Origin of the sequence: Bradyrhizobium zhanjiangense, from assembly GCF_004114935.1 — a bacterium.
Classification (GTDB): Bacteria; Pseudomonadota; Alphaproteobacteria; order Rhizobiales; family Xanthobacteraceae; genus Bradyrhizobium; species Bradyrhizobium zhanjiangense.
Genome location: NZ_CP022221.1, coordinates 6,358,386 through 6,385,263, shown reverse-complemented (window position 1 = coordinate 6,385,263; position 26,878 = coordinate 6,358,386). Strand labels below are relative to the sequence as shown.

Below are 26,878 nucleotides of genomic sequence, written 5' to 3'. Positions count from 1 at the left end.
AGGATTGGCGTAGGCTGGAAACAGAGATGGCCGGGGAGTTACGCATGTTGAGGAAACTATCGATCGTCGCCTTTGCCGCCGCGCTCGTCGCGGCGCCGCTGCCGGTGCTGGCGCAGAGCAAGAAGGACAGCGTCGTCATGGCGATGGCGCTGGAGCCCCCCGGGCTCGATCCCACCAATGCCGCCGCCGCTGCGATCGCCGAGGTCACGCTCTACAACATCTACGAGACCCTGACCAAGATCAACGAGGACGGTACTGCCTCGCCCCTGCTGGCGGAGAGCTGGACTGCTTCGCCCGACCTGAAGACCTATACGTTCAAGCTGCGCAAGGGCGTCAAATTCCACAATGGCGAGCCGTTCAATTCCGCCGCGGTGAAGTTCTCGTTCGAGCGCAACGCGGTGCCCACCAGCACCAACAAGGACAAGAGCCTGTACCAGAGCTTCGAGTCCGTTGCCGCGCCCGACGCCGAGACGGTCGTGATCACCTTGAAGAATTCGGAGCCGAACCTGGCATTCCTGCTGGGGCAGGCGAGCGGCTCGATCGTCGAGCCGAAGAGCGCAGCCACCAATGTCACGCAGCCGATCGGCACCGGGCCCTATCAGTTAGGGGGCTGGGCCAAAGGCTCCTCGATCACCCTGACCAAATGGGCCGACTACCGCAACGCCGCTGCGGTCAAGCTGTCGAAGGTGACGATCCGCTTCATCTCCGATCCGGCGGCGCAGACCGCCGCGCTGCTCTCGGGCGACGTCGACGCCTTCCCACGCGTCTCGGCCCAGCGCACCATCGCCCAGTTCAAGGCCGACCCGCGTTTCACGGTGCTGGTCGGCGGCTCCAGGGCCAAGACCATCGTCGCGATCAACCACCGCAAGAAGCCGCTCGACGACGTCCGCGTTCGCCGCGCCATCCTCGCTGCGATCGACCGCAAGGCGATGATCGACGGCGCCGTCGATGGCTTCGGCACGCCGATCGGCAGCTTCTACGTGCCGGGCGCGCTCGGCTATGTCGACACCACCGGAATCAACCCCTACGACCCCGAGAAGGCCAAGAAGCTGCTCAGCGAGGCCGGCGTCACCACGCCGTTCGAATTGTCGCTCAAGCTGCCGCCGCCATCCTATGCGCGGCAGGGCGGCGAGATCGTCGCAGCCCAGCTCGCCAAGGTTGGCATCGTCGCCAAGATCGAGAACGTCGAATGGGCGCAGTGGCTGTCGCAGGTGTTCGCCGGTAACGGTCCGCACAATTTCGACCTCACCATCGTCAGCCATGTCGAGCCGTTCGACCTCGTCAAGATCACCGAGCCGGACTATTACCTTGGCTACAACAACGAGAAGTTCAACGCGCTCTACAAGCAGATCGTCGCGACACCCGACGAGGCCGGCCGCGCAAAACTGCTCGGCGACGCCCAGCGCATGTTGGCCACCGACGCCGTCTCCGCCTACCTCTACCAGCCCCAGCTGATCACCATCACCAACAAGAAGCTGAAGGGTGTCTGGAAGGACGTGCCGCAATACGAGAACGATTTTTCGACCTGGGCCTGGGAGTAGGATCGCTCGATCAAGTCGAGGCTGTCGCTTCAATTTTGGCCTCTCCCCATCGGGGAGAGGCCAATCGTTTGGCAGGTCCAAAACAAAACCTGAAAAACAACCCCATGCACAGTAGCCGGGGGTAGTCATTTCAATGGTTTACGCCTTGCGCGGCTCAAAGGTCGACGCGATGCGCCGAGACATTGACCCGTCGGGCAAAACACCGGCATTATGCCATCATTGCGGCTTCATGGTTCGGAACGCCGTCAGGCGAGGCACGCCATGAAGAAGCCATCCTGCCGCGATGCTGGCATCGCCGCGGCGGCCCCTGGCGCCGAGGCGCCGATCCCTCTGAAGCTCGACGATGCGCCGCTGAGCGATATCGCTCAGGCCTTGGCCAGTGGGCAGGTCACTGCGACGGCGCTGACCAAAGCTTACCTCGCGCGCATCGAGGCCTACGACCGCAACGGGCCCGCGCTCAACGCCGTGCGCGCGCTCAATCCCGATGCGCTCGCGATCGCGGGCAAGCTCGACGGCACCAAGCCATCGGCCAAGCGGCCGCTGGCTGGCATCCCGATCCTGGTGAAGGACAACATTGCGACCGGCGACGAACAGCCGACGACGGCGGGCTCGCTGGCGCTGGAAGGCGCGCGTGCCCGGAACGATGCCACAATCGTCAAGCTGCTGCGGGACGCCGGCGCGGTGATCCTAGGCAAGGCGAACCTGACCGAGTTTTCCAACATGCTCGCGATCGACATGCCTGCGGGCTATTCATCGCTGGGGGGTCAGGTGAAGAATCCCTACGCGCCCGCGCTGGTGGACGATCACGACATCCCGGTCGTGTCCCCGGGCGGCTCGAGCTCGGGTTCGGCGGTCGCGGTGGCGGCCGCTCTTTGTGCGGCCTCGATCGGCACCGAGACCTCGGGCTCGCTGCTGTTTCCTGCCAGCCAGAATGGCCTCGTCACCGTGAAGCCGACGGTCGGGCTGATCAGCCGTGCCGGCATCGTGCCGATCGCGCATAGCCTGGACATCGCAGGGCCGATGACGCGCACGGTACGCGATGCGGCGCTGCTCCTTAACGTGCTGGCGGCGAAGGACCTGCGCGATGCGGCGACAGAGCTGCAACGGCGGTCAGCCGATTACACCGCCGACCTCACGCGCGACGCGATGAAGGGCGCTCGCGTCGGCGTGCCGAGCGACCCCGCCGACCCGCTGAACGATCCCTTCTACGGCAAGCTGCCACCCAAAGGGGCGGAGGTGATGGCGGAGGCGATCAAGGTGCTGGAGGATCTCGGCGCCGTGATCGTGCGCGCCAGCATGCCGACGGCCGGCTGGATGAGCGGACCAGGTACGATCATGGCCGTGCTCAACCGCAATCCGCTGAGCGGTAACAAGGGCAATCCAGTCACGCAGCGGATCGTCTTCCTCTACGAACTGAAGCGCGATCTCAACCTCTACCTGAAGGATTGGGCGACCAATACCGCCATCAAGACCATCACCGACATCGTGGCCTTTAACGAGGCGAATGCAGGCAAGGCGCTGCGTTTCGGCCAGGACCTGTTCCTCGCCGCCGACCTCACCAGGGGCGACTTACGCGAACGCGAGTACAAGTCGGCACTTGCCATGGACCTGCTCAGCGCCAGGACCCGCGGCATGGATGCTTACATGAACCAGCACAAGCTCGATGCCGTGCTGTTCCCCGGCAGCGGAGGCGCCGCGATCGCCGCCAGGGCAGGTTATCCCAGCGTCATGGTGCCCGGAGGCTTCATCTCGGGGGCGACCGACGGCAAGGACACGCCCGACTATCCGCTCGGCGTCACCTTCGCAGGCCGTGCCTGGAGCGAGCACAAGCTGCTGCGTCTGGCCTACGCCTACGAGCAGGCCTCCAATATGCGCAAGCCGCCGCCAGGGTTGAGTGCGCTTTAGACTTCACTCCTTGCGCGCTTGTTCGCGCGCAGGTGCTCCGGACGGCATGCACTGACAAAATTGGATGTCTGCTTTTGCAGGCAATGCGGACACGCGGTCCCGCCCGCGGAAGGTCATCTTGTGATCCCTAGCGGACCTTCAGCAGGTCTGCTTTTCGGCGGCCAGTGTAGCTCCGCCGCGGCGCGGCCGCTGATGACTTGTGCACAGGTTCATAGAGTAACGCTGTCTGCCACAGTCGAACGTCGCCATGGCGTAACCTCGTTCCTCAAGACTTCGCTGTTGCGGGTATCTGACCGGGCTCGAACGGACCCGGCTCGAAAAAGCCCTCGATCGATTCGACCTTTGCGTAGTTCTCGGCGATGCTCTCGGGTGTCAGATGTGGATCGTAGAAGCCAGGTCCCATGACGATAGCGATACGTTGGATTACTCCAGCTTCCACGTTGTAAATCCTGTTCGTCTCCGAACAACTATCGCTTGCAAGCCAGACCATCGCTGGCGCAACAACCGCAACCGGCATTGTGGCTTCGCTCTGCTTCAGCCAAGCGGGATCCGCAACCGCCGCCGGGTGCATCCTCGTGTACCCGGCTGGCGAAATGGTGTTCACGAGAATCCCATGCTCAGCACCTTCAATTGCAAGAATGCGCATCAATCCAACTACGGCGCACTTGGCCGCAGCGTAGGTGGCTTGGCCACGTATTCCAAATAGGCCGCTGACTGACGTCGTAAGGATGATCTTCCCGTAGCGCTGTGCGACCATATACGGCCAGGCAGCCTTCACCGTGTTAACCGGCCCGCCGAGGTGCACCCGCCAATAGTGATCGAAATCGTCAAGGGTGGCGGCCTCGAATAGCTGGCTTCCGCAGATACCAGCGTTGTTCACGAGGAGGTCTATTCTCCCGAAATGCTCGATGGTCGTCGCGATCAGGTCACTGCCACCTTCAGCGGTTGAAACATCGCTGTCATTCGCGATTGCCTCGCCTCCACGGGATCGAATGAAATCGGCCACCTGTTCCGCGATCGTGGAATCCTTCCCGAAGCCCGATACGTCGGTTCCCAGGTCGTTCACAACGACCTGGGCGCCGCGCTCGGCGAGAAGTTCGACGTATGCCCGCCCGAGCCCGCGACCTGCGCCAGTCACAACCGCGACCTTTCCCTCCAACGAAATTCGTTCTGTCATCTCGCTACCCTCCTTCCGGCAAGATTGAATGCGTCTGCGCGCAACCGTGACACCAACTGCCGGGGCGCTATGTCCCTTGGCAAAGCCAGACCCACGTCCCCCCGCAATCGACAATGCGTCCGCTTTCGGGAAGTTCGCTGATGTCCGCTCATGGCTCTTCTCGACCGCCCACGAAACTTGCTCGATGTCGGCTGTCAGAGGTGATCCCGACGTGATCGGCACGGGCCCAAATCTCCGCTCGTGACCCGAAGGCGAAGTCGTGGGTTTGGAAGGAAATTGCGGCTAGGTGCGAGACTGGCCCCTGTTCAGCTAGCCGTTTGAGCAATACGATGTGGCCTCCTTCCTTGGTGGAGGTATCGCCATGGAGCTTGTGTTGCTTTATTTGGGGCTATGCCTCGCTGTCGGGGTTTTCGCGCACGTCAGTCGTGATCGGTCGGGTCTCGGCTGGTTCCTGCTAGCGCTGGCTGTTTCCCCGCTAATCGCCGCTATCTGGATCGCAATCCTGAAGCAGCTAGCGCCGCGCGAACCTGTCCCATTCGATCAATTCCGCGCAGCCGAACAAGAACGCCTTGCCAGGATTCAGGCAAACCTCCAACAACACTCCGGGCGGTAGGAGGAGCCAGGGACACGGAGGGGTTTGACGCCACTTAGTTGGCGGCTTTTTCGACTATGCCGGCTTATGGCCCATCGCCGACACGCCTACTCGGGACTATTCCGTCCGCTCGCGGGGCTGGAGCAGACATCGACCCTGTGCGCGGATGCTGCAGCAAGCCAGGATCAACGACTCGAAGGATTTTGCGGCAAAGGATCCTGCTTGCTCTGCTACCCATTCGGGGACCCAAATTCAGCTACCCCGGGACAAATTTCTGAGAAAGCATAGTCTGATGTTTTGCGTTGCAGCAATTGATGTAAAATTGCCTTTGACCGATCGCCCGGCTTACACTCGGTGTAGTTGATCGGAGCGGGCTGAGTCTATGTTTCGCGGTAGGGGCGTCCGTTGGGCGTCGGTAGTTTTCTTTCTGATCGGGGGAAGCGCGACAGCCCAAAACGCCAACGATATGGTCAATCTGTTCGGCGGCCTCATCAGGTCCGGCATCGTGTCGGCAACACTGTCCGCCTGGCAGAAGCTCCCAGCCGATGAAATTGCCTGCGTTGATAAAAATCTGAGGCAAGAAGGCTTTTCCCTGAACTCCGCTATTCAGCAGGGCATCGGTCCAGCCGATCCGCGGATGTTGGATGCGCGATCGGGATGCCGTAGCCGCGGACCGCAGCAAATGGTGAGGGCGGGTCCAAGTTTCGATTGCACTAAAGCGAGCTATGCCGATGAATTTGCGATCTGTTCGAACCCCGAACTGTCGCAGCTGGATGGGCACGTTGTTGCCGCCTATGGCTACGTGCGCGACCATGGCGGCGAGCAAGCGGCGCGTGCCACCCGCGACCGGTCCCTCCGCGCGCGCCGATCGTGCGGTCCCGATATCGCGTGCATCAAACGAGTGCAAATCGAGGTCATAAAGGATTATCAGAGGCTAGGCGCGCCCAATAATGTGGGACCGGCGATAGCCGCGGCCCATCCCGAATACGTCGTGGACGGACTTGCCTTGGGTAACAGGGTAGTTTTCGAATCCGCGGCCTACCGGGAGTATCAATGCCGGCCAAGCGACCAGTTCGGCGGGTTTTTCTTCTGTCAGAAGCGGCGCCAAATGCAGGAGGCGCGAGGCGCGTATACGTCTTCAAATACCATCCTGCACGGGGCGGACGGAACGGCGGTTTATATCAACCGATTCCTGGAGCCCGCCTTTTTCGATGCCAATGAGGCCAAGAGCGATGTCGAGACCCGCAGCAAAAAGTTCGGTAACCCAGCGCGCGTCATACCCATGCCAGCGAAATCGGACGTGCCTAATGGCATGATTGTGAGCTGGGGCGACGTCAGTCTTGAGCCGGTTGACGCGGCGACCACGAGGGCCCTTGCCGATGGAAGGAGCGTGCGCGTCGGCTTCATGATCGACCACATCGGGAACCTGCAACGTTCGGCCGGTATGGGTCTGCCTATCTATCGGTTGCTCGGCGGCGCCGGGTATGTTTGGGCGGCGAGTTGGAACGACCATGGCATCGGCACGCTCCAATTCCTCGCAATCGATGCGTCTCGCTTCATGCAGCCGGACGCTACCGTCCCGGCCGACATGAGCCCCAGGCCGCCGGTATCGGCGCCTGCTGCGTCGACAAACGTAACGCCTGACGCGGTGTCGCCCCGAGATCCTTCATCAATTCCTTCAACGGCCGAGGCACATCCCGCTGCTCCCCTCGCGGCCAACGGGCCGATCACGGCAGAACAGACGCGTTTGCGCATCAAAGCCGGGCTCGATCGAATCACGAGCCAGCGAAAAGGCCTTCCCAACGAGGCCTTCAAGGTCAGGCTCGATATAATCGCGGCGAGATTGGCAACCGTTAACGACCAAATGGACGCCGATGCACTCAAAGGACTCTTGCGTGAATGCGATGCCGAGGACGCAGTCTTCTCGGAAGCTGCCGAATTCCGTCAGACATCGGAGATTGCCACGCGAGCGGTCGCTATCATTAAAGCTCGGCTGGACACCATCAACTTTGACGCGCCGCTCGTCCACGATATCAAGGCAGCTCTGAGCTCCGTTAATAACGCGCTCGCGGAGGCCGACGTCAAGGCTCTCAAGCAGGCCTTGAGCCAGCTCAACAGCATTTACGACGCAAACAAGCTGGATCGGCTTGCTGACGCGAGGGCGCACGGCTTTGACACGGCCGAAAGTTACGACGACTTCAAGGAGCGCCAATCCAAGCTCGGCAGGTCGGGTATTCGTTTGAATGAGAAGTGAATCATGCTGACGCCGACAGAGTCGTTTTTTGTTCGCTTGCTAAGAGGGACCGTTGTCACCACCGCTTTTATTTCGTTTCTGGCCGCGGTGCTGGCTGTTGTCTATGCGCTTTACGCCCAATTCGCGCCCGAGCCCCAACCCAATATCCCGGGTTCGATCGCGCGATTACGCAATGCGGTCGATCCGGCGAAGCTGATCAAGGAAGCCTTTGGGGCCGATTCGGCTATCGCCAAGGAAGCCGAGACGCCTGATCACGTCGCGTACCAGCTGAGCAAACCTTCACAAAACGAGCTATTCCAGCAATTCAATACGTTCCTGACCCGATCGCTAGGCGCGAGTTTTGAAAGTTCAAACCAGTTTTCGGACTGGCTCTACGGAAGCAACAGCATCCAGTTTGGTTGGAATCGCGATCTCGATCGAAGTTCTGCGTCCAATGAGAGCAACATCAACGTCCTATGGCTTTCTCTGCTTTACGACTACGCAAAACGGCTTGATTATCGAGCGCCCTCAATAGCCGCCGCCAACAAAGACAAAGCGAATACCGCCGGTATCGATAGGTTCACGGCATCAACACCGCCCTCACGTGCGCCGTATTTTCTTGTGTGGTTCTTCAACAAGCTTCAAAACGAACTTCAACAGGTCGGCCAAGACTTGCAAGCCGAAAGAGTGCAGCGTGCGGCGTTGAGGCTGACAATCCCGATAGCGCTCTATGTCGCTGCTGGAGCCTTCTCTTATTTCATCTTCATCATGTTTCTATTCTTGCTAGTCTCGATTGAAGCCAGCGTCAGGCAGCTCGCGACGAGTGGAATAGCTGCACCTGGCGCTCTCCCACGCGCGGGCATTCAAGATACGACCTAGGCGAGTTGCAGCATTAATAGTCCGTCCTGCTTGGCCTCGACGGCATCGCCATCCGGCTCGTTGCCCCGTAGCAGAAATTGTCGCGGCACCAATCTATCTCCGGCTTTTGGCCCAATGCGGACATGCGCGGCGCGAACGAACGATACTAGCGCTCCCTAGCTCGGATATAGTGTTCACTAGAATCAGGGAAGCAAAGGCGCAATTTTCCGATGAGGCAGATCATTTTCTCAATGGTCGTTGTTTTGTCGTTCTCGTCTGCACATGCTGAGATGGTCAAGATACCTTGGCATACCTCAGCGCAGTCTTCCCCTTGGATTCCCGGCAACGACTACATCGACGGCTGGACGAAGAATTTTATGGACGGCACCATCGAGGAGAAGCGCAAGGTGAAGGCCGAGGGCGAACTGCAGGCCGACATGATGCGGCCGCAAGGTGCCAAGGGTCTGATCCCCTTCGTGATCATGCTGCACGGCTGCGACGGGTTCGGCCGGGTCGAGAAGAAATGGGGACGCGACTACGGCGGCAGATTGGTCGGAGCGGGTTACGGTGTCCTGCTGCTTGACAGCTTCGGCAGCCGGGGCTTGGGACCCGACGGCGTCTGCGCGGATCCCAGCCAACTGACCTGGGCACGGCGCCGGGCCGATGATGCGTATGCGGCTCTGGATTGGCTCATCGGGCAGAAGATCGCCGATCCCAAGCAAGTTTACGTCCTCGGCCGGAGCAACGGCGCGACCACGACTTTGATTATCATGAACCGTGCGATCGGCGACCTCCATGAGCACATGTTCGCGGGCGGCTTCGCGATGCAGCCGTCCTGTTATTTGATGAAGAGCGTCGAGTTCTACGCTCCGGTGCACCTCTTCCTGGCAGAGAAGGACGAGGCCACCAGTCCCGTCCTCTGCGGTCAGATGGCCGAGAGCAAGCGTTCAATCCCAGTGAAGTCGGTGCTGTGGAAGGAGGCGAACCACAGCTTCGAAGACCACGAGCCGATTCACGTATTCCATGGCTACCATGTCGGATACAATGCCGCGGCTGCGGAAGGCACCATCAAGGCGATCATCAGCGTGTTGAACGAGGCCAAGAAGGCGCAGAACTGATCACACAGAGATGCACAGCCTATTGGATTGCTTTGACGACCGAGTTTGGGACGTCGAGAAAACGCCTTCCGCTAATGGCCTGAGCTGAACAATGAACGAGCCGCCGCCATGTCGGCTGTCTGCGGGAGACCGGACGTTGCACGAAAGTTGCGGTGACCGCCGCTCATGACCCGAAGCGAAAATATTTGCGGCAGCCAGAGGGCTGCAAATCGACCTTGCACCGCTGCGGCCTTCTTTCGTGTCTCATGAGCGCAAATGCGGATGTAACGTGCCGGCGCGCCGCCTCAGGCAGCGCGCTGGCTGCGTCGCGAGGAGAGATCCGGGCAAAGAACGAGCTTGCCTTCAAGACCGCCAGCCTCGAGGCGACGGTGAGCATCGGCGACCTCCTTGAACGAGATCCGCTCGGCGATGCGCGGCCGGATGGCGCCAGTTGCCAGAAGCTCGAACAGTTGCTCCAAGTCCTCCTTGAACCAAGCAGGATGTCGCGCCCGCATGGCATTTACCGAGTAAAAGCGGGCTCGCTTGCCGCCGGGCAACAGTCTCCACAGGTAGAGGCGCGCGATCTCCATCAAGATAGGCAGCATTCGACGCTGTGCCTGCACGCTCGCGGAAAGCCGATGGCACAGAGCAGGCCACCCGGTTTGAGCGCTGCGTATGAGCGGCGATAGCCGTCTTCGCCAACGCCGTCGACGATGACGTCGAACCCACCCGGCACAACCCGCGTGAAGTCCTCATGCTGGTAATCGATCGGCGTTGCCCCGAGGTCTTGGACGAGCGTCATGTGCTCGCGGCGTACAGTGCCCCATAGCTCGAGGCCGGCCAGTCCCCCAAGCACGAGCAGCGCCTGGCCAACCGCGCCGGCAGCCCCGTGCACGAGCACACGTTGGCCCCGCTGGACCTTGGCTGCGCGGTGCAGAAGCTGGTGTGCAGTCGTCCAGCTCAGGATCAGCGCAGCCGCTTCAGCCGCGTCCACATCCACCGGCACGCGGGCCACGTTGCTCGCCCGAAGCGTGCGATAGTCGGCGTTTGACCCGACCACCGTCATGTCGGCTACGCGATCGCCAATCTGAAAGTCGTGCACGCCTTTGCCGAGCTGATCGATTGCCCCCACCACGTCGTAGCCCAGTACGAACGGCGGCCGGAGGCGCATCGTTTGCGGATATAGATGGCGCCTGATCAACACCTCGGTGTAGTTGAGGCTCGACGCGAGTACGCGAACGCGCACCTCGCCCGGACCGGCGGTCGGCAGGGGAGCGTCCACCACCTCCAACCTCTCGGGATCACCGAAGCGGCTGACCTGAACAACTCGGTTGCGCTGCACCATCATGACCGATCTCCTTGCATGCCGACCTTCAGCGCAGAACGGTCAGGCTGCCGCCAGACCGCAGCAATGGAATTGATCCAGATCAAGCTTGAGGCTGCACTCTTTGGAATTCTCCTCTAGCCAAATGACCAACCCGGTTGTTTGGCGCCATCATTGCTCATCGGAGGGGAAAATGCCTGCAGTCATTATGCAGTTCGTTTCGCATCCAAGACCCGGTAGTGATCTTGCAACCGTCTTACAGCTGGCAAAGGACGGCGCGTCACTTTGGAGGAAACACGGGGCCGATGTCAGCTATTGGTCCGTGATCGGCGGCGAGATCGGGAACTATGCCTTCGTCGCTCGCTTCGATAGTGTAGAAGCTTATGGGCGTACCTTGGCGTCACTGGGCGCCGATCCGGCCTTCGTTGAATTTCAAGCCAAGCGGCTGAAGGCCGGGCAATCGGATTGGGTGCGCTCCAATGTTGCCGTCCAAGTCGATCTTTGACGGAGCGCCTTCGGCCAAATGCGAGACCGCCCTCGGGCGGTCTCCTGCTACGTGGTCGATGTCGGCTGTTGGGCCCTCAGCTGAAAAGGGCCGCCGCCATGTCGGCTGCCTGCCGGAGACCGCGCAAGCTGCCAGGGTTGAGTGCGCTTTAGACTTCACCGCTTGCGCGCTTGTTAGCGCGCAGGTGCTCCGGGCGGCATGCACTGACAAAATCGGATGCCTGCTTTTGCAGACAATGCGGACACGCAGCCCGCCCGCGGAAGGTCATATTGTGACCCAGAACGGACCTCGCCCTTTGCTCGCGTACTGGTGCGAACCTCAAGAAGTTCGTACCAGTGGCGAGTCGCCTATCAACGATCTATTGGATTTTTGGCCGCTTGGCCGACGCCTCGGGACCGGTCGGAGTTGTTCCGCTAAGCCGCCCCTTGAAGAGCTTGCCGAATCGCGATCTCAACTGGTGAATAATTGTCGTCGACCCGCTCGAGCCGAATGGGTTCCGCGGGATGCAGCGGCGGCTGGGCCATGAACCGCGGCGCCGTCCCTTGGTGGCGCTGCCCGGCGTGCACGAGGAACGGATGGCACAGGTAGACAGTGCCGGCTTCACCGGTCGCCAGCGCCTCGGGCCGCTCGGCTCCCATCCAACCCTGCGCTATTTCCGTTTGTGACATCCCAGCCTCGCCTGCTGGCGCGAGGAAGCGTGCCATGTCGATGTGCGATCCCACCCTTATCCGCGTTGGGGCGTCGCGGGGGCCAACGTCGGAGAACAGGAACAGCATCAACAGGGCGCGGCCGCGCGACCTCACATTCGCGCGCCGCTCATTCGGATCGCCGCCATCGGGGGAAAAGCTCGTATCGATGTGCCAACCGTCGTCTCCGGGCTCATCCGGATGGGGGAAGCGTACGACAAACGTGCCCCCGAAGCCCAGCGAGCCCAGGCGCCAGCGGCCCTCGCCGACGATCTGATCGAACGCGGCGTGCAGCACCGGCGTACGCTCCGCCTTCAGGAACGGCGCGTCCTTGTAGCCGGAAAGCCGGATGACCGGTTTTGTCCAGGTCGCCTGATTGTGAGGATCGCAGCCAGTATCGCGCCACAGGATGGTGCGGGCTTCGTCGGCAAGCTCGCGCGGAAACGCCCGGTCGATGCGAACGAATCCGTCGCGAATGAATTGCTGTATCTGATCATCGCTGAGTGCGCGCATCGACTCATGTTCATCAGCAGGCATGAATATCCTCATATCGTTATAGGCTGGTCACCTGTCGCCGCGTGATGCGACGTTGGGTGCGGCTCATTGGTCCAGAAATGTGGGATGGGCGGCCAGGCAGTTGCCCAGCACGCTCTTGTGTTCCACCCGCTCGAAGCAGGCGCCGCTGTTAACGGCTGAGGAAGAAGACCGAGACGATATCGGACGTGCGGATCATCATGATGTTTGAGCGTAGCACAGATAGGTTTGAAGGATCAACAAACGGCTTGAGGCCAGCGGTGCAAGACTCAAAGACAAGAGTCCGCATCTGGCCCATCTCGAAACTTCGCTCAGAGCGTCGGAAGGTCCGCTTCCGGGAAGTGAACCGATCAACGTCATGCGCAGCTATCGGGCAGCCTTTGACCCATAGCTGTCTTGGTCGAAAGCGCGCTCTCCAAGACCTCCCACGAAATTTTGCGGCGGGCCTTGCAGAATGCGGGTGGACGGTCGCTGCAGGAGTGCAAGCCTTTAGCTGATGATCTCCTTGGCCTTGATGCCGCGCAAGGCCTCGATGCAATCAGCTACCAAATGCAAGAACTCTTGCCGCTTTATGCTTTTCACCTGACGACCTTCCATATTGATGAGAATGAATCTCGCCATGTCGTAGGCGACTTCAAACTGCGATTTGCCGGTAACCTCGACATCGATTCTTTCAGCCATTTCGCTGCCCGCTAGTTGTAGTTGGAAAGCAGGAGCCTATTGGAAAGCGCGTGGCCAAGTCGAGTCGGTCTTCCTTTGCGGCTAGATCATATCGGCTTAAACGTCCGCTGGCGCCGCAACCTCGAAATGCAGAGCATTAAACTAGTCCGCTTCTGGCCCGCAACGGACCTGCCAGGCCCGCCGGATGATCTCCGCCTTAAGCGTGTGTGGCAAAATGAAGAAGTAAACCGAAAGGCCGGACTGTCCAGGCCCGTGAGGGGGCGCTGGCCGCAAGGACATTGAACGTTTGGAACCCTCATGCGTTAGCCGGGCGGATGAAGGCCGGATGCGCCATCCGGCATGACGATGCGGCCACGGAGTTTGGTTCTTGCTCAAGCTGTACAGATGGCCGTCCGACGACTGGCAGAGCATCGGCGCGGAAATGCCCTCGGAGGTCATCTGGGCTGATCTCTTGAACGCGACTGAAGAGGAAAAGCAGTTCGTCGAGCGGCTGCTCAGGATATGTATTCCGTCCAAGGAATCCCTCAGCGCGATCGAGGCGTCGAGCCGGCTGATCCTCGACCACGGCACGCTCTATCTCAGCTCGCCGGCGGTCCGGCTCTCCGAGGACAACGAGGCCGAGATCACGCCGGTGGGATTCGTCATCGGCCCGCGCGTGCTGGTGACGGTGCGCTTTGCCGAGCTGCCGATCTTCGACGATGTCGGCAAGCGCATCGGCTCCGACGACAGCCTGGAGAACGGCATGTGCGTGTTCACCAGCCTGCTCGAAGCCATGATCGAGCGTGGCGCCGATGTTCTGGAGCATCTCGGCGCCAAGGTCGACAGGCTCTCGCGGGGCGTGTTCAAGGGCGGGCTGATTCGCACGCAACGGCCGGTGCGCTCCAGCCGGAGGATGCGCGAGGCCCTGGAAAACATCGGCGAGCTGGCCGATCGGCTGGCCAAGGCGCGTGACGTTCTGCTCGGCGTCGGCCGCATCGCCTCATTTGCCGGCGATGTCGGCAGCGAATGGATCAAGGCCGCGTCGAAGAAGCGCCTCGAGGCGGTGTCGAAGGACGTCGTTTCGCTCAGTGACTACGAGACGCGACTGTCCGACAAGATCCAGCTGCTGCTTGATGCGGTGCTCGGCTTCGTCAACATCCAGCAGAACGAGCTGTTCAAGATCCTGACGATCGTGTCCGTCGTCGGCGTGCCGCCAACCATCCTGGTTGGCATCTGGGGCATGAACTTCAGGCACATACCCGAGCTGGACTGGACCTTCGGTTATCCGCTGGCCTGGCTCGCGGTCATTGCCAGTGGCGTGCTGCCGCTGATCTGGTTCAAGCGGCGCGGCTGGTTCGATTGAAGCGGCGGCGCACCATTTGAAAACGATGCGCCGCCGTTTGATCACGCTGCCTTGGCGTCGACATTGCCGATCCAGTCACGGGCCAGCGTCACGTCGGCTTGCGACAATTGATGGCCCGCCGGCAGGACCTTGTGGGTCACGCTCGCACCTGCTTGCGAGAGCAGAGCCGCGAGACGGGCTGAATTGCTCGCCGGCACGATCGGGTCGGCCTGTCCTGAGAGGAGCAGAACGGGTTTGCCGCCAAGCGCGGCCTTGATCGGATCATTCTTGGGCGGATCCGACAGTGGCACCATGGCGCGCAGCAGGATCGCGCCCGCCAGCACCTCCGGCTTCAGCAGCAACAGCGCTGCGGCGATGTTGGCGCCATTGGAGAAGCCGACCGCGACGGGCGCCGCAAGGCCGTAACGTTGCCGCGCCTCCGTGACGAAGTCGCCGAGTTCGAGCGCGCGGTGGCGCACGTCATCCTCGTCGAACACGCCCTCGGCGAGGCGGCGGAAGAAGCGCGGCATGCCGTGTTCGAGCACGCGGCCGCGCGGCGAGAGCAGGGCGGCGCCGGGCGAGATCATGCGGCCGAGGCCGAGCAGGTCGTTCTCGTCGCCGCCAGTGCCGTGCAGCAGCAGCAGAGGAGGGGAGCCCGCGTTGGCCGCGGGCTCGAAACGATGGATGAATGCGCTCTCGGTCATGACGCGGTCTCTTCCAGGTTCGGCAGCACGCCCTCGATCTGCTTGCGGTGTTGTTCGAGGAAGCTCGGCAGCTTGAGGTCGCGTCCCAAGGTCGCGACGGGTTCGTCGACGGCAAAGCCGGGGATGTCGGTCGCGATCTCGAACAGCACGCCGCCGGGTTCGCGGAAGTAGATGGAGCGGAAGTAGTTGCGGTCCCTCTGCTCGGTCGGGTGCAGGCCGTGATTGTTCACGAGCCTCTCGGCCATCTTGCCCTGCTCGGCGTCATCGGCCGCACGGAAGGCGATGTGGTGGACAGAGCCGCCGCCCTGATGCCCGCGCAAAAAGCCCTTGGCTTCGTAGATATCGACGACGCTGCCTTCGGCATCTCCCGGCGCCTTGAAGCGGATCACCGAGCCCTCGCGTCCGGTCTCCTTGAAGCCGAGCACGTCGGTGAGGACGGCCGCCGTCTTTGCCGCGCTGTCGAGCAGCAGCGTCACGCCATGGAAGCCGCGGATCGCATGCTCGGCCGGCACCTCGCCATTGCTCCAGCCGGGCTCGTTCTCGGCACCGGGAATGCCGACGAGCGCGAGCGCCATGCCATCAGGGTCGGTGAAGGGCAGCACGGACTCGCCGAAGCGCTTCTCCAGGGCTTCGTGAGCGATGCCCCTCTCGATGAAGCGCTGCGTCCAATAACCGAGCGAGCGCTGCGGCACGCGGAAGGCGGTCTGATGGGTTTCGCCGACGCCGCGGCGGCCGGCCGAAACGCCCGCCCACGGGAAGAAGGTCAGGATGGTGCCGGGCCGGCCGGTCTCGTCGCCATAATAGAAGTGGTAGGTGCCGGGATCGTCGAAATTGACCGTCTTCTTGACGAAGCGCAGGCCGAGGTCCCGGGTGTAAAAGCCAAAATTGCGGATGGGGTCGCCGGCGATCGCGGTGACATGGTGCAGTCCAGACATTGTCGTCCTCCAAAATTCGGGGAGCGGTCTTGCTCTGGCCGGAAATATCGTTCCGCTTTGGATTGGGGACAATCCATGCAAATATGACGGCTATGTCTACGATTTGGAAACAATCGCCGAGGCCAACTCTTGGATAAGCTCGGCAGCCTCCGGGCCTTCGTGAAAGTGGTCGAGAGCGGCAGCTTTGCGGAAGCCGGCCGGCAGTTGCGGCTGTCGCGCTCGGCGATCAGCAAATACATCGCCGACCTCGAGGAGAGCCTCGGCGTCCAGCTTCTGAACCGGACCACGCGGCACGCGAGCCCGACCGAGAATGGCCAGCGCTATTTCGAGCGCGCGGTGGTGATCCTCTCGGAGATCGAGGCTGCCGACCAGGCCGTGACGCAGGCGCAATCGGCGCCGCGGGGGCTGCTCCGTGTCAACGCGCCGATGTCGTTCGGCACGATGCGGTTAGGTCCCGTGCTCGCCGATTTCATGGCGCGCTATCCCGAGCTTCAGCTCCAGATCGTGCTCAGCGATGATCTGCTCGATCCCGTCCAGGACGGCTTTGACGTGACGTTGCGGATCGCCGAGCTGGAATCCTCCAGCCTGATCGCGCGCAAGATCATGCCGGTGGCGCGCATGATCTGCGCTTCGCCGGATTATCTTGCGCGCCATGGCACGCCAAAGCATCCGCAGGATCTGCGCGAGCACGTCTCGCTGACCTACGGCTTCCTGCTCACCGGCAATCAGTGGAAGCTGACCGGCACTGATGGCGATCACTGGATCCAGCCGGCCTGGTCGCTCTGCGTCAACAACGCCGAGGTGCTGCGCGACGTCGCGATCAAGGGCAGGGGGCTCGCGCTGCTGCCCGAGTTCATCGCCGCCGATGCCTTGCGGAAGGGTGAGCTGCGGACGGTGCTGGACAATTATTTCGCGCCGCCACTCGCGCTCTATGCGGTCTATCCGCCGACGCGGCATTTGTCGGTGAAGGTGCGGCTGTTCATCGATTTTCTGGTCGAGCGTTTTGGCCGCGACGAGCACGAAGCCGGCGGGCGCAGACGTGCGGAGGCTAGGTGACCGGATACTATTATACCGTGACGGAAAGCTGAACTTTATTCCGATCTCTCGGGACTCATACTTGCGTCCCGACTTCGCGCCTTAGGACCAGAGAGCTTCAGCCGCTGCCGGGGCGTCGCCGAGGGCTCTCTTTCATGCCGCTGCGAATAGCGGCGGCATGATGTGTAGCTCGCCGGCCTTCTCGACTTGATTTCAACAAGCGCAGGAGGAGCCCATGCGGAAGTCCCTCACCTTTTTCCTTTCTGGCGTGGCATTGACCGTCGCGGCGTCAACCGCCGTAGCCGGCGAGCGGGTGCTGGAGTTCAAGCTGGTCACGAAGCCGATTGACCTCAAGGTCATAGAGGCCGCAAATGTCGAAGGACAGACGGTTGTGTCCGGTAAATTCTTTGGAGTCGCCGTCTTTAGCGATGGCCGTATCGGAGTGAAGGAGTTCATCAATACTTCGGACTTGCTCAAAGGGTCGGGCCCCTTCTTCGGCTATAGCACCTACACGTTCGAGGACGGCTCGATTACGGCGCGCTACACCGGTTCGGCCAAGGACGGCAAATCAACGGGCGAGTACACGATCCTATCGGGCACAGGTGCTTATGCGAACGCCACGGGTACTGGCACGATCGAAAGCGCGCCGAACCCGTTCAAAGGCGTCAACCTGCTCAACATAAAGCTCGTCGTTAAAACGCCCGGCTCATGACCGCGCAATGTTCACAGCTCGCCGCACGAAGGAGGTTGATCCCTTGTGCGGCGTGTTGGCCCGGCCGGCGGCACGTTGCCGGCCGGGCGACCTGACATCGCGCCAAGCGCGCCGGCTGGCTCGTCCCGCACAGCACCCGAAGACTGTTAGTGCTTGAGCGACGCTGAAAAGGCGGCCAGCGCGATCATGTCGTCGACGCTGAGATTCTCGACAACCAGTTTCATGAGTTCGCTATTGGCGCCCTTCCGCGCGCCCGATTTGAAGTCATAGAGCTGCCGGAACATGTAGGTGGGCGAACGGGACGCGATCCCTGGCGCGATGGCCGTCCCGTTGAGGTCAGCACCGTGACAGACCGCGCACCGGACGCGCGGATCGCTGTTCGCTGCCAGCGTTCGTCCTTTCTGAATGCTGCCTGGCGGAACGTAGGCGATGAAACGAGTGCGCGAGTCCCGGCTGACAAAGTGTTCAACGTTTTCCGGTATCTCTATGATGCGCTGACCGATGGGTTCTTTCTCGGTGCCGTCCAGCGGAGCCAAGAACAAGTCTCGCACCTGCGTTCTTGGCACCAGCTCGGTCTCTACGATGGCAATATTCGATCTCGGCTTGATGGAGGCGAAGTAGGCAGCGGCCTCGCCGAGTTCCTGATCGGTCACCGCTTTGGACAGCTTGATCATCAGGTCGGTGGCGACGCGAGGCGCCGAGTTCGTGCGCAGGCCCGTCTTGAACTCCGCCGTTTGCTGAATGATGTATTCCGCGGAGAGGCCAAATAGGCTGGCATTCTCAGGACCGCCCGGTCCGTCTGCCCGATGACAGACGCCGCACGCGAACACCTCTGGCTTTCTCCCCCTTGCCACGATTTCCGGCATTGGTGGATGATCGTCCGGATGCCAGTCGGGCGCGGCGAACAGATCGCGCACTTGGGTGAGTGTAAAACCGGCGGCGCTGTCAGGAACGCGCCTGATCGTGCCATCGTCAGGGGTGCGTTGAAAATTGGGCGGGTTTACCGGGTAGGCCCATGCCGGCGGACCCTCCTGGATTTGCGCACGCGCCCCTGCCGCGGTGAGCAATGCCATCGCGAACGCCCATAGAGCGATCGGAAATCTCATGGCTCTCGACCTCCCAGCGTGTCGGTGAAGCCAGACTGTACTTTCCGAAGGCGAGTATCAGGAGCGGCTAACCGACCGCTCATCGGGCGACGGACGCCTCAGCTCCTCCGCCACATCGAAAACACCATTCAACGCCCCGGATTCGCAGACGTCAACGTGCAATTCAGTTGTCGTGATCAACGGACGTGGTCGCCCCACTGGTCCTGATCGTAGGCCTGCAGGATGCGGACAAAATCGGCCATGCTGGATCGATCTCGGTTTTCGGCCACCGCCGCAACCTGAGTATCGGATGCGGGCTCGGTCCCTTGCCAAAACCGCACAAGGAGATCGGCGATGTTTCTCACGGCGTACTCTCTGCAGCCAACTGTGAAAGTAGACATCAAGTACTGGAGCGGCATCGCGCCGTTCGATCAGGAGAAAGGCCGGCGGGCGCTACGCCGCCGGACTTGTCCTGCAACTGCCGGCTCGCAGGGCCGGTTCCGTTGCTTTTCACTCTGCGTTCATAGCTAGCACGACGTAGTTGGTTGTCGCCATTGTGCGCGGGTATGACGTGACCATACTGAGGTAGGGTCAGATCGATGACTCGGGATCAGTCGACCCGGGGGTCGGCTAGCTCCCCGAATGCTGCTCGGCCGGCCGGAGCAGATCGTTCAGCGTGCGCATCGACGCCTCTCGAAGCGCGGCGAGCTCGCGGGCAGCGTCCTCGCACTCGGGCAGGGACATTGAGGGTGCCGCCAGCTCGATCTCTCGGCTGCGATCGAACAAGCGGACAAGCCCGAGTGCACCGGCGGCACTGCCGAGTTGATGCGCAGATCGCGCCAGCCGCTTGGAATCGCCGGCCGTCGCTGCTCTGTCTATGTCCTCGATCAGCTTTGCGCTCGTCGTTTCCAGCAAGTGGTGGAGCTTTTCGATTTGCGCCGGGCCCAAAAGTTCTTTCTGGTCGTCGAGAAAATGCCGGTCGATCAACGCGCCGGCCGCAAGCTGTGTTGCGGTCGTCTCCTGGCCGGATCATCCTCGATCGCTTCGCGCAGCGCGTTGACCAGGATCGGCTTGCTGACGACCTTGGCGATGCCGGCGCCGGCGAGCCGTTCGCGGGCGCTGCTGGACACGTCTGCGGTCACCGCGATGATGCGCGGCATCTTCGGCAGACCGAGCTTGCCGATCCGCGACGCCGCCTCCACGCCGTCCATGTCGGGCATGTGCAGGTCCATCAGGATGACGTCGAAGGCGTGATCGCGGGCGAGTGCGACGGCCGAGGCGCCGTTCGTCGCGATCATGGAGCGATGGCCGAGCCGGTTCAGCATGGAGCGGCAATGCGGTCAGCGAAGCGACGATCCGCATGCGATCCGACGTCGCGCCGAGCGCGAGCCATCCCGCGGCGGTCGCGCCGGCAAGGCGAATGAAGCCGCGGCGGTCGACCGCGAAAGCGGAAGGCCGTTCAGTCATGAAATTCTTTGCATGATGGCCCTGTCCCAATCCGGATGCTTAGCGCGAAAGCCGGGTGCCCACAATTGACGAAAGGAGCGCATGTGAACGTTCATTCGCAGCCTCGGCGGCCCAGCACGGAAGTTCAGATGTCGCTACTTGGCATAGGCCTTGACTAACGCCGCAACGTGAACTCGTCCGCACTGCGCCGGTGCTCCCATTTCGCCTGCTCAAGCTCCGGTTGATCGCATTCGATTTCCGGATAGCCGATGCAGAGATAGGCGATGAACTTCCAGGTTTCAGGCACGTCGAGAGCGGCGTGAATGCGCGCGGGGGTCAGGATCGAAACCCAGCCGATACCGATGCCCTCGGCGCGCGCGGCGAACCACATCGCGGTGATGGCGGCGACCACGGAATATTCCGTCGTCTCCGGCATGGTGGCGCGGCCGAGGCCGTGGCCGATATCGCTGGCCTTGTCCGCGAACACCGCGAGATGGCCAGGCGCCTGTTCGAGGCCCGACAGTTTCAGCGTCGCATAGCGCGCTGCGCGTTCACCGGAGTAGCAATTGAGCGCATCGGCATTGCATGTCCTGAAATCGTCGATTACGGCACGGCGCCGTGCGGCATCGTCGACGGTGACGAAACGCCAGGGCTGGCTGAGCCCAACCGACGGCGACAGGCAGGCGGTCTCGATCAGTCGCGTGATGGCACCCTCCGGCAGCGGATCGCTGCGGAAGCGGCGCACGTCGCGGCGCCACACGAACAGCTCGCGCAAATGCTGACGGAAGGTATCGTCGAACTCGACCATGAGGTCAGCGTCCTATCTGGAAGGCTACTGCGACCAGCAGGATCAGGATCTCACCGAGCTGCTCGAACGCGCCGAGGATGTCACCGGTCTGTCCGCCGATCTGGCGGATGGCAAGCCGTGCCAAGAGCACACCGGCGAGCGACAGCAGGATTAGGCCGACCAGCGCCTTGCCCGGCCCGAGCGCGAGGGCGAGAGCGAGCGTCCCAAGCGCGAAGGCGATGGCGACGCTGCGGCCCGGCGGCGGCCCCGCGCTCGCCGAAAGCCCATCCGGCCGCGCCGGAGGGACCAGCGACATGAAGGCCGGCACGCCGGCGCGGGCAGCGATCTGCGCCGCGCACAGCGCCAACGTGACCGCCCACGGATTGGCGATCGTGGCGAGCGCACTCCAGCGCAGGCCGAACGACAGGATCAACGCGCAGACGCCATAGGTGCCGATCCGGCTGTCGCGCATGATCTCGAGCTTGCGCTCGCGCGTCCGGCCGCCGCCGAGCCCATCGGCGGTATCAGCAAGTCCGTCCTCGTGCAGCGCGCCGGTGATGAGGGCGGTCGCGGCCAGCGCGAGCAGGGCGGCAAGGTTTGGTGTCAGTCCGAGCCGGCTGGCGACCTTATAGACCAACGCGCCGGCAAGGCCGACCAGCAGTCCCGCGACGGGCAGGGCCCAGGTTGCACGCGCGATGGCGCCATCGCCTGCGGGCTTCGACGATGCCACGGGGAGGATCGTGACGAACGATGCCGCCATCCTGAGATCGGCGATGACGTCTTTCAAAAGTTCGGCGCGCGGCATCATTTCAACTTCATCGGCAGGCCGGCAACGATGAACTCGACCTCGTCGGCAGCCGCCGCGATAGTCTGATTCATGATCCCGGCGGCGTCGCGGAAGCTGCGCGCCAGCGCGTTGTCGGGCACGATACCGAGGCCGACCTCATTGGTGACGAGCACGACCGGGCTCTTGAGATGGGGCAGGGCGCCGGCAAGCTCGTTTACCTCGCTCTCCCAGTCGCGCTCCGCATGCATCAGATTGGAGAGCCAGAGTGTTAGGCAGTCCACCAGCCGTGCGCCGCCGCCATCGGTTGCGACCAGCACCTGCACGAGATCAAGCGGTACCTCGCGCTCGATCCAGTCGGTTCCGCGGCGCGCACGATGCCTGGCGATGCGCGCCTCCATTTCAGCATCGAGCGCCTCAGCCGTCGCGACATAGACGGGCTGGCCGGGAAAGGCGCGCGTGCGCATTTCCGCACGCTTGCTTTTGCCCGATCGCGCTCCGCCCGTGATCAAGATGACGGCCATGAAGGTCTCCTATCAGCCCTGACTAATCACCAAACACGGCCAAAGACAAAGCCGAAATCAGGCCTGTAGGGGCTTGCGCTCTGCCTTCGCTTTGCGCAACAGGGGCGGGACAGGAGGCAGGCGTGGGCTTTGCGGGCGCGATGGTGGTGGCGATGGCGGTGGATGCCCTCTTGGGCTGGCCGTCGTGGCTGTTCGCGCGGATCGGCCATCCCGTGACTTGGCTCGGCCGCCTGATTGCGGCCATCGACACGGCCTGGAATCGCGTGTCCGATCCGTCGGCTCTTCGCCGCGGCGCGGGCATTGCCGGCGCACTTCTCGTGATCGCGCTCTCAGTTGCGGTCGGCTGGGTGATTCAATCCTTGCTTTGGTCGGGCTGGACCCAGATCGTGCTGGTCGGCGTCCTCGCCTGGCCCCTGGTCGCGCTGCGCTCGCTGCACGATCATGTCGCGGCGGTCGCAAATCCCTTGCAGGCCGGCGACATCACCGCTGCACGTGACGCGGTCTCGCGTATCGTCGGCCGTGATCCCGCGGCGCTCGATGAGCCCGGCATCGCGCGCGCGGCGATCGAGAGCCTTGCCGAGAATGCCTCCGACGGCATCGTGGCGCCGGTGTTCTGGGGCGCGCTGTTCGGCTTGCCCGGCATCCTCGGCTACAAGGCCATCAACACGCTCGACTCCATGATCGGGCATCGCAGCGAGCGACACGAAGCTTTCGGCTGGGCCGCAGCGCGCATCGACGATGTCGCCAATTTCATTCCGGCGCGCCTGACCGGCTTCCTCTTCGTGCTGCTGGCGCCGCGGCGATCGGAGGCGCTGTCGTGCATAAGCCGCGATGCGCGCCGCCATCGCTCGCCCAACGCCGGTTGGCCGGAAGCGGCCATGGCGGGGGCGCTCGGTGTGCGGCTCAGCGGTCCCCGCATCTATCACGGCAGCATCACGAACGAGCCCTGGCTCAACGAAGGCGCGCGCGATCCGCTCGCTGCGGACATCAATCACGGATTGGCGGTCTATCGTAGGTCCATGCTGCTTCTCGCGGGGGTGCTTGCGATCCTGGCCTTCGCGTGAAACAACGGGGCATGCGCGAGCACGGTGGAAATCTCGATCAGGCCCAGCAGCGTTTTGGCGGACGCGCTGAGGATTGGATCGACCTCTCGACAGGGATCAACCGCCTGCCTTATCCCGTGGGCGAGGTGAGCCCGCGCGCCTGGAGCGCGTTGCCCTCGCGCGCCGAGGTCGATGCCTTGCTTCAAGCCGCGCAGCACGCCTATCGCACGAGCGCACCTGTTGCTGCGATGGGCGGTGCACAGGCCGCCATTCAATTGCTGCCGCAACTGGCTCCATCCGGCCGCGCGCGCATCCTCGCGCCGACCTACAATGAATATGCCGGGGTCCTGTCGGCTGCGGGCTGGGATGTCCAGGAGGTCTCGGGGCTCGACGCGCTAGCCGGCGCAGACCTCGCGATCATCGTCAATCCCAACAATCCCGATGGACGCCGCCATATGCCGAAGGACTTGCTGGCATTGCTGCCGCGCGTCGGCCGTCTCGTGATCGACGAGAGCTTTGCCGACGCCGTTCCGCAGCTGTCGCTTGCTTCGGAAGCGGATCGGCCGGGGCTGCTGAACCTGCGCTCGTTCGGAAAGTTTTATGGCCTTGCCGGCCTGCGGCTTGGGTTCGCGCTCGGCAATGCGGCCGATATCGGCAAGCTTGCATCGATGTCGGGGCCATGGCCGGTCTCGGGGGCAGCGATCGCGATTGGCTGCCGCGCCTTGCGCGATGATGCCTGGGCCGAGGCGACGTCAGCGCGGCTCGCACGCGACTGTGCTCGCCTCGACGCCATGGTGCAGTCGCAAGGCTGGACGCTTGTCGGCGGCACGCCCTTGTTTCGTCTTTATGGAACGCCTGACGCGCGCGCCGCGCAGGAAAAACTCGCGCGTCGCCAAATCTGGTCGCGTGTCTTCGCGAGAGAGCCGACATGGCTGCGCCTCGGGCTTCCCGGCAGCGAAGCCGAATGGGCTCGCCTTGCCGAGGTGCTAGCGCGCTAACGCGAGCAATCCTTCGACGTCGAGATGCTTTTCGATGTGATCGGCGAGGGCATCGAGCGCGCTCTCGACCCTGGCGTGATAGGGCTCGTCGCCCGCGGGAATATCGAGTTTTGCCAAGAACGCCTTGCGGAAATCATCCGACGTGAACAGGCCGTGCAAATAGCTGCCCTGCACGCGGCCTTCGCGCGAGATCGCGCCTTCCGGCTCGCCGTTCAGTTTCGCAAATGGCCGCGCGCGGTCGGGCCCATCGGTGCGGCCGATGTGGATCTCGTAGGCCTCGATCGGCTTGTCGGTGGCGGCATGCACGGCCGCGACACGCGTCAGCGTCTTCTGCGGGCTCATCACTGTTTCTACATCCAGCAGCCCGAGACCCGGCGTGTCGCCCGCAGGGCCCTCGATGCCATCGGGATCAGCGACTCTATGTCCGAGCATCTGATAGCCGCCGCAGAGACCGAGCACATGGCCGCCGCGGCGGTGATGTGCGAGCAGATCGATGTCCCAGCCCTGCGCCCGCAAAAAGGCGAGATCGCCGCGGGTGGATTTTGAGCCGGGGATGATGACGAGCCTGACATCGCCAGGAATCGCTTCGCCCGGACGCACCATGACGAGATCGACGCCCGGTTCGAGCTTGAGCGGATCGAGATCGTCGAAATTGGCGATCCGCGATAACGCGAGACAGGCGATCTTGCATTGGCCCGGCTTTCGCGCATCGCGCAGGCCCAGCGCATCCTCTGCCGGCAGCTCGCCGGCGCGTGCGAACCAGGGCAGCACGCCGAGACCGCGCCACGCAGTCCTCGCTTCGATCAGCTTGTAGCCGTCATCGAACAGCGTGGGATCGCCGCGGAATTTGTTGATGACAAAACCCTGGATCATCGCGGCATCATCGGGGTCGATCACCGTCTTGATGCCGACGAGCTGCGCGATGACGCCGCCGCGGTCGATGTCGCCGACCAGCACCACCGGCACGTCGGCCTTGCGCGCAAAGCCCATATTGGCGATGTCGGCCTTGCGCAGGTTCACCTCGGCCGGGCTGCCGGCGCCTTCCACCAGCACCAGATCAGAGCGTGCCTTCAGCCGCTCAAAGCTCTCCAGCACGGCACTCATCAGCGAGGGCTTCATCGCGGCATAGTCACGTGCACGGGCGGTTGCGATGCGCTTGCCGTGGACGATAACTTGCGCGCCGACATCGGTCTCCGGCTTCAGCAGCACCGGGTTCATGTCGGTGTGCGGCTCGACGCCGGCGGCGAGCGCTTGGAGCGCCTGGGCGCGGCCGATCTCGCCGCCATCGACGGTGACGGCCGCATTGTTCGACATGTTCTGCGGCTTGAACGGCAGCACGCGCAGGCCACTGCGCGTGAAGGCGCGCACCAGGCCGGCAACGATGAGCGACTTGCCCACGTCCGAGCCGGCCCCTTGGATCATCAGCGCGCGCGCCATAGCGAGATCGTCTCAGAATTCGACGCCGGCCTGCGCCTTGATGCCGGAGCGGAAGGGATGCTTGACCAGCGTCATCTCGGTGACGAGGTCGGCGATCTCGATCAGCTCGTCCTTGGCGTTGCGTCCGGTGAGCACGACATGCGTCATCGGCGGCTTCTGCGTGGTGAGGAATTCGACGACCTCGGCGATATCGAGATAGTCGTAGCGCAGCGCGATGTTGATCTCATCGAGCACGACCATGCGCAGATTGGAATCTGATATCAGCTCCTTGGCCTTCTCCCAGCCGGCGCGCGCGGCGGCGATGTCGCGGGCGCGGTCCTGCGTCTCCCAGGTGAAACCTTCGCCCATGGCGTGGAACTGGCAGAGATCGCCGAAATGACCGGTGAGCAGGCGCCGCTCGCCGGTGTCCCAGGCGCCTTTGATGAACTGCACCACCGCGCAGGGGAAGCCATGGGCGACGCAGCGGACGATCATGCCGAAGGCGGAGGACGACTTGCCCTTGCCGGCGCCGGTGTGGACGATGATGAGGCCTTTTTCGCCGCTCTTGGTCGCCATGATCTTGTCGCGGGCGGCCTTCTTCTTCGCCATTTTCGCAGCGTGCCGGGCGTCGGTTTCCTCGCCCGTTTGGGTCTCCGGTTCAGGCGTCATCGTACCAGTCCTTCGGCTTGACAAGTGGCGGCCAGCGGCAAATGGTGGGCCCGCGTTGGTTCCTGTCCTATGACAGGCGAAGAGGGAATGCGATAGGGTCCGAATCGGCAAGATTTGGGTCCAAAATGCAGCCGCCCCCGCGACCGTGACCGGAGAGATGCCCGAAGCCACTGATCCCCCAGGGGATCGGGAAGGCGGGGATCGAAGGGCAAGACCCTGCTCCGCAAGCCGGGAGACCTGCCAGCGCGGACGATTTTGGACCGGCGGACGGGGTGTTCCGCGACGG

Annotated in this window: 26 protein-coding genes, 1 pseudogene and 1 riboswitch; of the genes and pseudogenes, 13 read left to right on the top strand and 14 right to left on the bottom strand. The window is 62.8% G+C overall.

What is annotated here, in order from left to right:
* The first annotated feature begins 44 nt into the window (after positions 1 to 44).
* Together XH85_RS30735 and XH85_RS30730 are read left to right on the top strand one after the other, a co-directional pair.
* Positions 45 to 1,541 carry an ABC transporter substrate-binding protein gene (locus tag XH85_RS30735; RefSeq protein ID WP_128934830.1) on the top strand — a complete coding sequence of 499 codons (1,497 nt, stop codon included), beginning with the start codon at positions 45 to 47 and terminating at the stop codon, positions 1,539 to 1,541.
* 261 nt (positions 1,542 to 1,802) lie between these two features.
* Positions 1,803 to 3,446, top strand: coding sequence for an amidase family protein (locus XH85_RS30730; protein ID WP_128934829.1), 1,644 nt, complete (start codon positions 1,803 to 1,805; stop codon positions 3,444 to 3,446).
* 265 nt (positions 3,447 to 3,711) lie between these two features.
* Here XH85_RS30730 and XH85_RS30725 read toward each other — a convergent pair whose 3' ends face one another.
* On the bottom strand, positions 3,712 to 4,623 hold the full coding sequence (locus XH85_RS30725; RefSeq protein WP_128934828.1) for an SDR family NAD(P)-dependent oxidoreductase: 912 nt from the start codon (positions 4,621 to 4,623) through the stop codon (positions 3,712 to 3,714).
* A 361-nt stretch (positions 4,624 to 4,984) separates the two neighbouring features.
* On the opposite strand from XH85_RS30725, the gene XH85_RS30720 reads away from it, so the two are divergent.
* The 4 genes from XH85_RS30720 to XH85_RS30705 all read left to right on the top strand — a co-directional run bounded on the left by XH85_RS30720 (position 4,985) and on the right by XH85_RS30705 (position 9,424).
* Positions 4,985 to 5,236, top strand: coding sequence for a hypothetical protein (locus tag XH85_RS30720; protein WP_128934827.1), 252 nt, complete (start codon positions 4,985 to 4,987; stop codon positions 5,234 to 5,236).
* A gap of 445 nt (positions 5,237 to 5,681) precedes the next feature.
* Complete coding sequence (locus XH85_RS30715) at positions 5,682 to 7,469, top strand: lysozyme inhibitor LprI family protein (protein WP_128934826.1); 1,788 nt, start codon at positions 5,682 to 5,684, stop codon at positions 7,467 to 7,469.
* A 3-nt stretch (positions 7,470 to 7,472) separates the two neighbouring features.
* Positions 7,473 to 8,327 (top strand): hypothetical protein, encoded by an 855-nt coding sequence (locus tag XH85_RS30710; RefSeq protein ID WP_128934825.1) that lies wholly within the window; start codon positions 7,473 to 7,475, stop codon positions 8,325 to 8,327.
* Positions 8,328 to 8,683: 356 nt separating this feature from the next.
* The gene (locus tag XH85_RS30705) at positions 8,684 to 9,424 is read left to right on the top strand and encodes a dienelactone hydrolase family protein (protein WP_164940227.1); all 741 of its coding nucleotides are present in this window, start codon (positions 8,684 to 8,686) and stop codon (positions 9,422 to 9,424) included.
* Between the two features lie 284 nt (positions 9,425 to 9,708).
* Here XH85_RS30705 and XH85_RS48130 read toward each other — a convergent pair whose 3' ends face one another.
* A complete protein-coding gene (locus XH85_RS48130) occupies positions 9,709 to 9,993 on the bottom strand; it encodes a zinc-binding dehydrogenase (RefSeq protein ID WP_245474284.1) in 285 nt (94 codons plus the stop codon).
* A complete protein-coding gene (locus XH85_RS30700; RefSeq protein WP_245473811.1) occupies positions 9,993 to 10,751 on the bottom strand; it encodes an alcohol dehydrogenase catalytic domain-containing protein in 759 nt (252 codons plus the stop codon). Before XH85_RS30700 ends, XH85_RS48130 begins: the two co-directional genes overlap by 1 nt.
* 169 nt (positions 10,752 to 10,920) lie before the next feature.
* On the opposite strand from XH85_RS30700, the gene XH85_RS30695 reads away from it, so the two are divergent.
* Complete coding sequence (locus tag XH85_RS30695) at positions 10,921 to 11,232, top strand: hypothetical protein (protein ID WP_245473470.1); 312 nt, start codon at positions 10,921 to 10,923, stop codon at positions 11,230 to 11,232.
* A gap of 413 nt (positions 11,233 to 11,645) precedes the next feature.
* On the opposite strand, the gene XH85_RS30690 is transcribed toward XH85_RS30695, so the two are convergent.
* Positions 11,646 to 12,455, bottom strand: a complete 810-nt coding sequence (locus XH85_RS30690; protein ID WP_128934822.1) for a phytanoyl-CoA dioxygenase family protein — start codon at positions 12,453 to 12,455, stop codon at positions 11,646 to 11,648.
* A 393-nt stretch (positions 12,456 to 12,848) separates the two neighbouring features.
* Between XH85_RS30690 and XH85_RS30685 the strand changes: the two genes are divergently transcribed.
* Entirely contained in the window at positions 12,849 to 13,148 is a 300-nt protein-coding gene (locus XH85_RS30685) for a hypothetical protein (protein ID WP_128934821.1), read from the top strand.
* 352 nt (positions 13,149 to 13,500) lie between these two features.
* Positions 13,501 to 14,475: a magnesium transporter CorA family protein gene (locus tag XH85_RS30680; RefSeq protein WP_128934820.1), complete on the top strand. Its 975-nt coding sequence runs from the start codon at positions 13,501 to 13,503 to the stop codon at positions 14,473 to 14,475.
* Between the two features lie 41 nt (positions 14,476 to 14,516).
* Here XH85_RS30680 and XH85_RS30675 read toward each other — a convergent pair whose 3' ends face one another.
* Together XH85_RS30675 and XH85_RS30670 are read right to left on the bottom strand one after the other, a co-directional pair.
* On the bottom strand, positions 14,517 to 15,158 hold the full coding sequence (locus XH85_RS30675; protein WP_128934819.1) for an alpha/beta hydrolase: 642 nt from the start codon (positions 15,156 to 15,158) through the stop codon (positions 14,517 to 14,519).
* Positions 15,155 to 16,093: a ring-cleaving dioxygenase gene (locus XH85_RS30670; protein WP_128934818.1), complete on the bottom strand. Its 939-nt coding sequence runs from the start codon at positions 16,091 to 16,093 to the stop codon at positions 15,155 to 15,157. The genes XH85_RS30675 and XH85_RS30670 overlap by 4 nt, the downstream gene beginning before the upstream one ends.
* Before the next feature lie 129 nt (positions 16,094 to 16,222).
* On the opposite strand from XH85_RS30670, the gene XH85_RS30665 reads away from it, so the two are divergent.
* Positions 16,223 to 17,149 carry a LysR family transcriptional regulator gene (locus XH85_RS30665; RefSeq protein WP_164934561.1) on the top strand — a complete coding sequence of 309 codons (927 nt, stop codon included), beginning with the start codon at positions 16,223 to 16,225 and terminating at the stop codon, positions 17,147 to 17,149.
* A 214-nt stretch (positions 17,150 to 17,363) separates the two neighbouring features.
* Positions 17,364 to 17,840: a hypothetical protein gene (locus tag XH85_RS30660; RefSeq protein WP_128934817.1), complete on the top strand. Its 477-nt coding sequence runs from the start codon at positions 17,364 to 17,366 to the stop codon at positions 17,838 to 17,840.
* A gap of 146 nt (positions 17,841 to 17,986) precedes the next feature.
* Here XH85_RS30660 and XH85_RS30655 read toward each other — a convergent pair whose 3' ends face one another.
* From XH85_RS30655 to cobU, 6 genes and pseudogenes are all read right to left on the bottom strand, one after another.
* On the bottom strand, positions 17,987 to 18,946 hold the full coding sequence (locus XH85_RS30655; RefSeq protein ID WP_128934816.1) for a c-type cytochrome: 960 nt from the start codon (positions 18,944 to 18,946) through the stop codon (positions 17,987 to 17,989).
* A gap of 176 nt (positions 18,947 to 19,122) precedes the next feature.
* Complete coding sequence (locus XH85_RS45440; protein ID WP_164934562.1) at positions 19,123 to 19,290, bottom strand: hypothetical protein; 168 nt, start codon at positions 19,288 to 19,290, stop codon at positions 19,123 to 19,125.
* Positions 19,291 to 19,555: 265 nt separating this feature from the next.
* Positions 19,556 to 20,253 (bottom strand): annotated as a pseudogene (locus XH85_RS47705) (response regulator); the annotation flags it as partial.
* A gap of 293 nt (positions 20,254 to 20,546) precedes the next feature.
* A complete protein-coding gene (gene bluB / locus XH85_RS30640; RefSeq protein WP_128934815.1) occupies positions 20,547 to 21,179 on the bottom strand; it encodes a 5,6-dimethylbenzimidazole synthase in 633 nt (210 codons plus the stop codon).
* A gap of 4 nt (positions 21,180 to 21,183) precedes the next feature.
* The gene (gene cobS / locus XH85_RS30635) at positions 21,184 to 21,966 is read right to left on the bottom strand and encodes an adenosylcobinamide-GDP ribazoletransferase (protein WP_128934814.1); all 783 of its coding nucleotides are present in this window, start codon (positions 21,964 to 21,966) and stop codon (positions 21,184 to 21,186) included.
* Positions 21,963 to 22,466, bottom strand: coding sequence for a bifunctional adenosylcobinamide kinase/adenosylcobinamide-phosphate guanylyltransferase (gene cobU / locus XH85_RS30630; RefSeq protein WP_128934813.1), 504 nt, complete (start codon positions 22,464 to 22,466; stop codon positions 21,963 to 21,965). Before cobU ends, cobS begins: the two co-directional genes overlap by 4 nt.
* Before the next feature lie 122 nt (positions 22,467 to 22,588).
* On the opposite strand from cobU, the gene cbiB reads away from it, so the two are divergent.
* Complete coding sequence (gene cbiB / locus XH85_RS30625; protein ID WP_164940226.1) at positions 22,589 to 23,530, top strand: adenosylcobinamide-phosphate synthase CbiB; 942 nt, start codon at positions 22,589 to 22,591, stop codon at positions 23,528 to 23,530.
* Positions 23,531 to 23,541: 11 nt separating this feature from the next.
* Positions 23,542 to 24,507, top strand: a complete 966-nt coding sequence (cobD, locus tag XH85_RS30620) for a threonine-phosphate decarboxylase CobD (protein WP_164940225.1) — start codon at positions 23,542 to 23,544, stop codon at positions 24,505 to 24,507.
* Here the strand turns inward: cobD and XH85_RS30615 are convergent.
* A complete protein-coding gene (locus XH85_RS30615) occupies positions 24,496 to 25,944 on the bottom strand; it encodes a cobyric acid synthase (RefSeq protein WP_128934811.1) in 1,449 nt (482 codons plus the stop codon). The genes cobD and XH85_RS30615 overlap by 12 nt on opposite strands.
* Positions 25,945 to 25,956: 12 nt before the next feature.
* The gene (gene cobO, locus XH85_RS30610; RefSeq protein WP_128934810.1) at positions 25,957 to 26,592 is read right to left on the bottom strand and encodes a cob(I)yrinic acid a,c-diamide adenosyltransferase; all 636 of its coding nucleotides are present in this window, start codon (positions 26,590 to 26,592) and stop codon (positions 25,957 to 25,959) included.
* A gap of 39 nt (positions 26,593 to 26,631) precedes the next feature.
* A riboswitch (cobalamin riboswitch) is annotated at positions 26,632 to 26,851 on the top strand.
* The last annotated feature ends 27 nt before the right edge of the window (positions 26,852 to 26,878 follow it).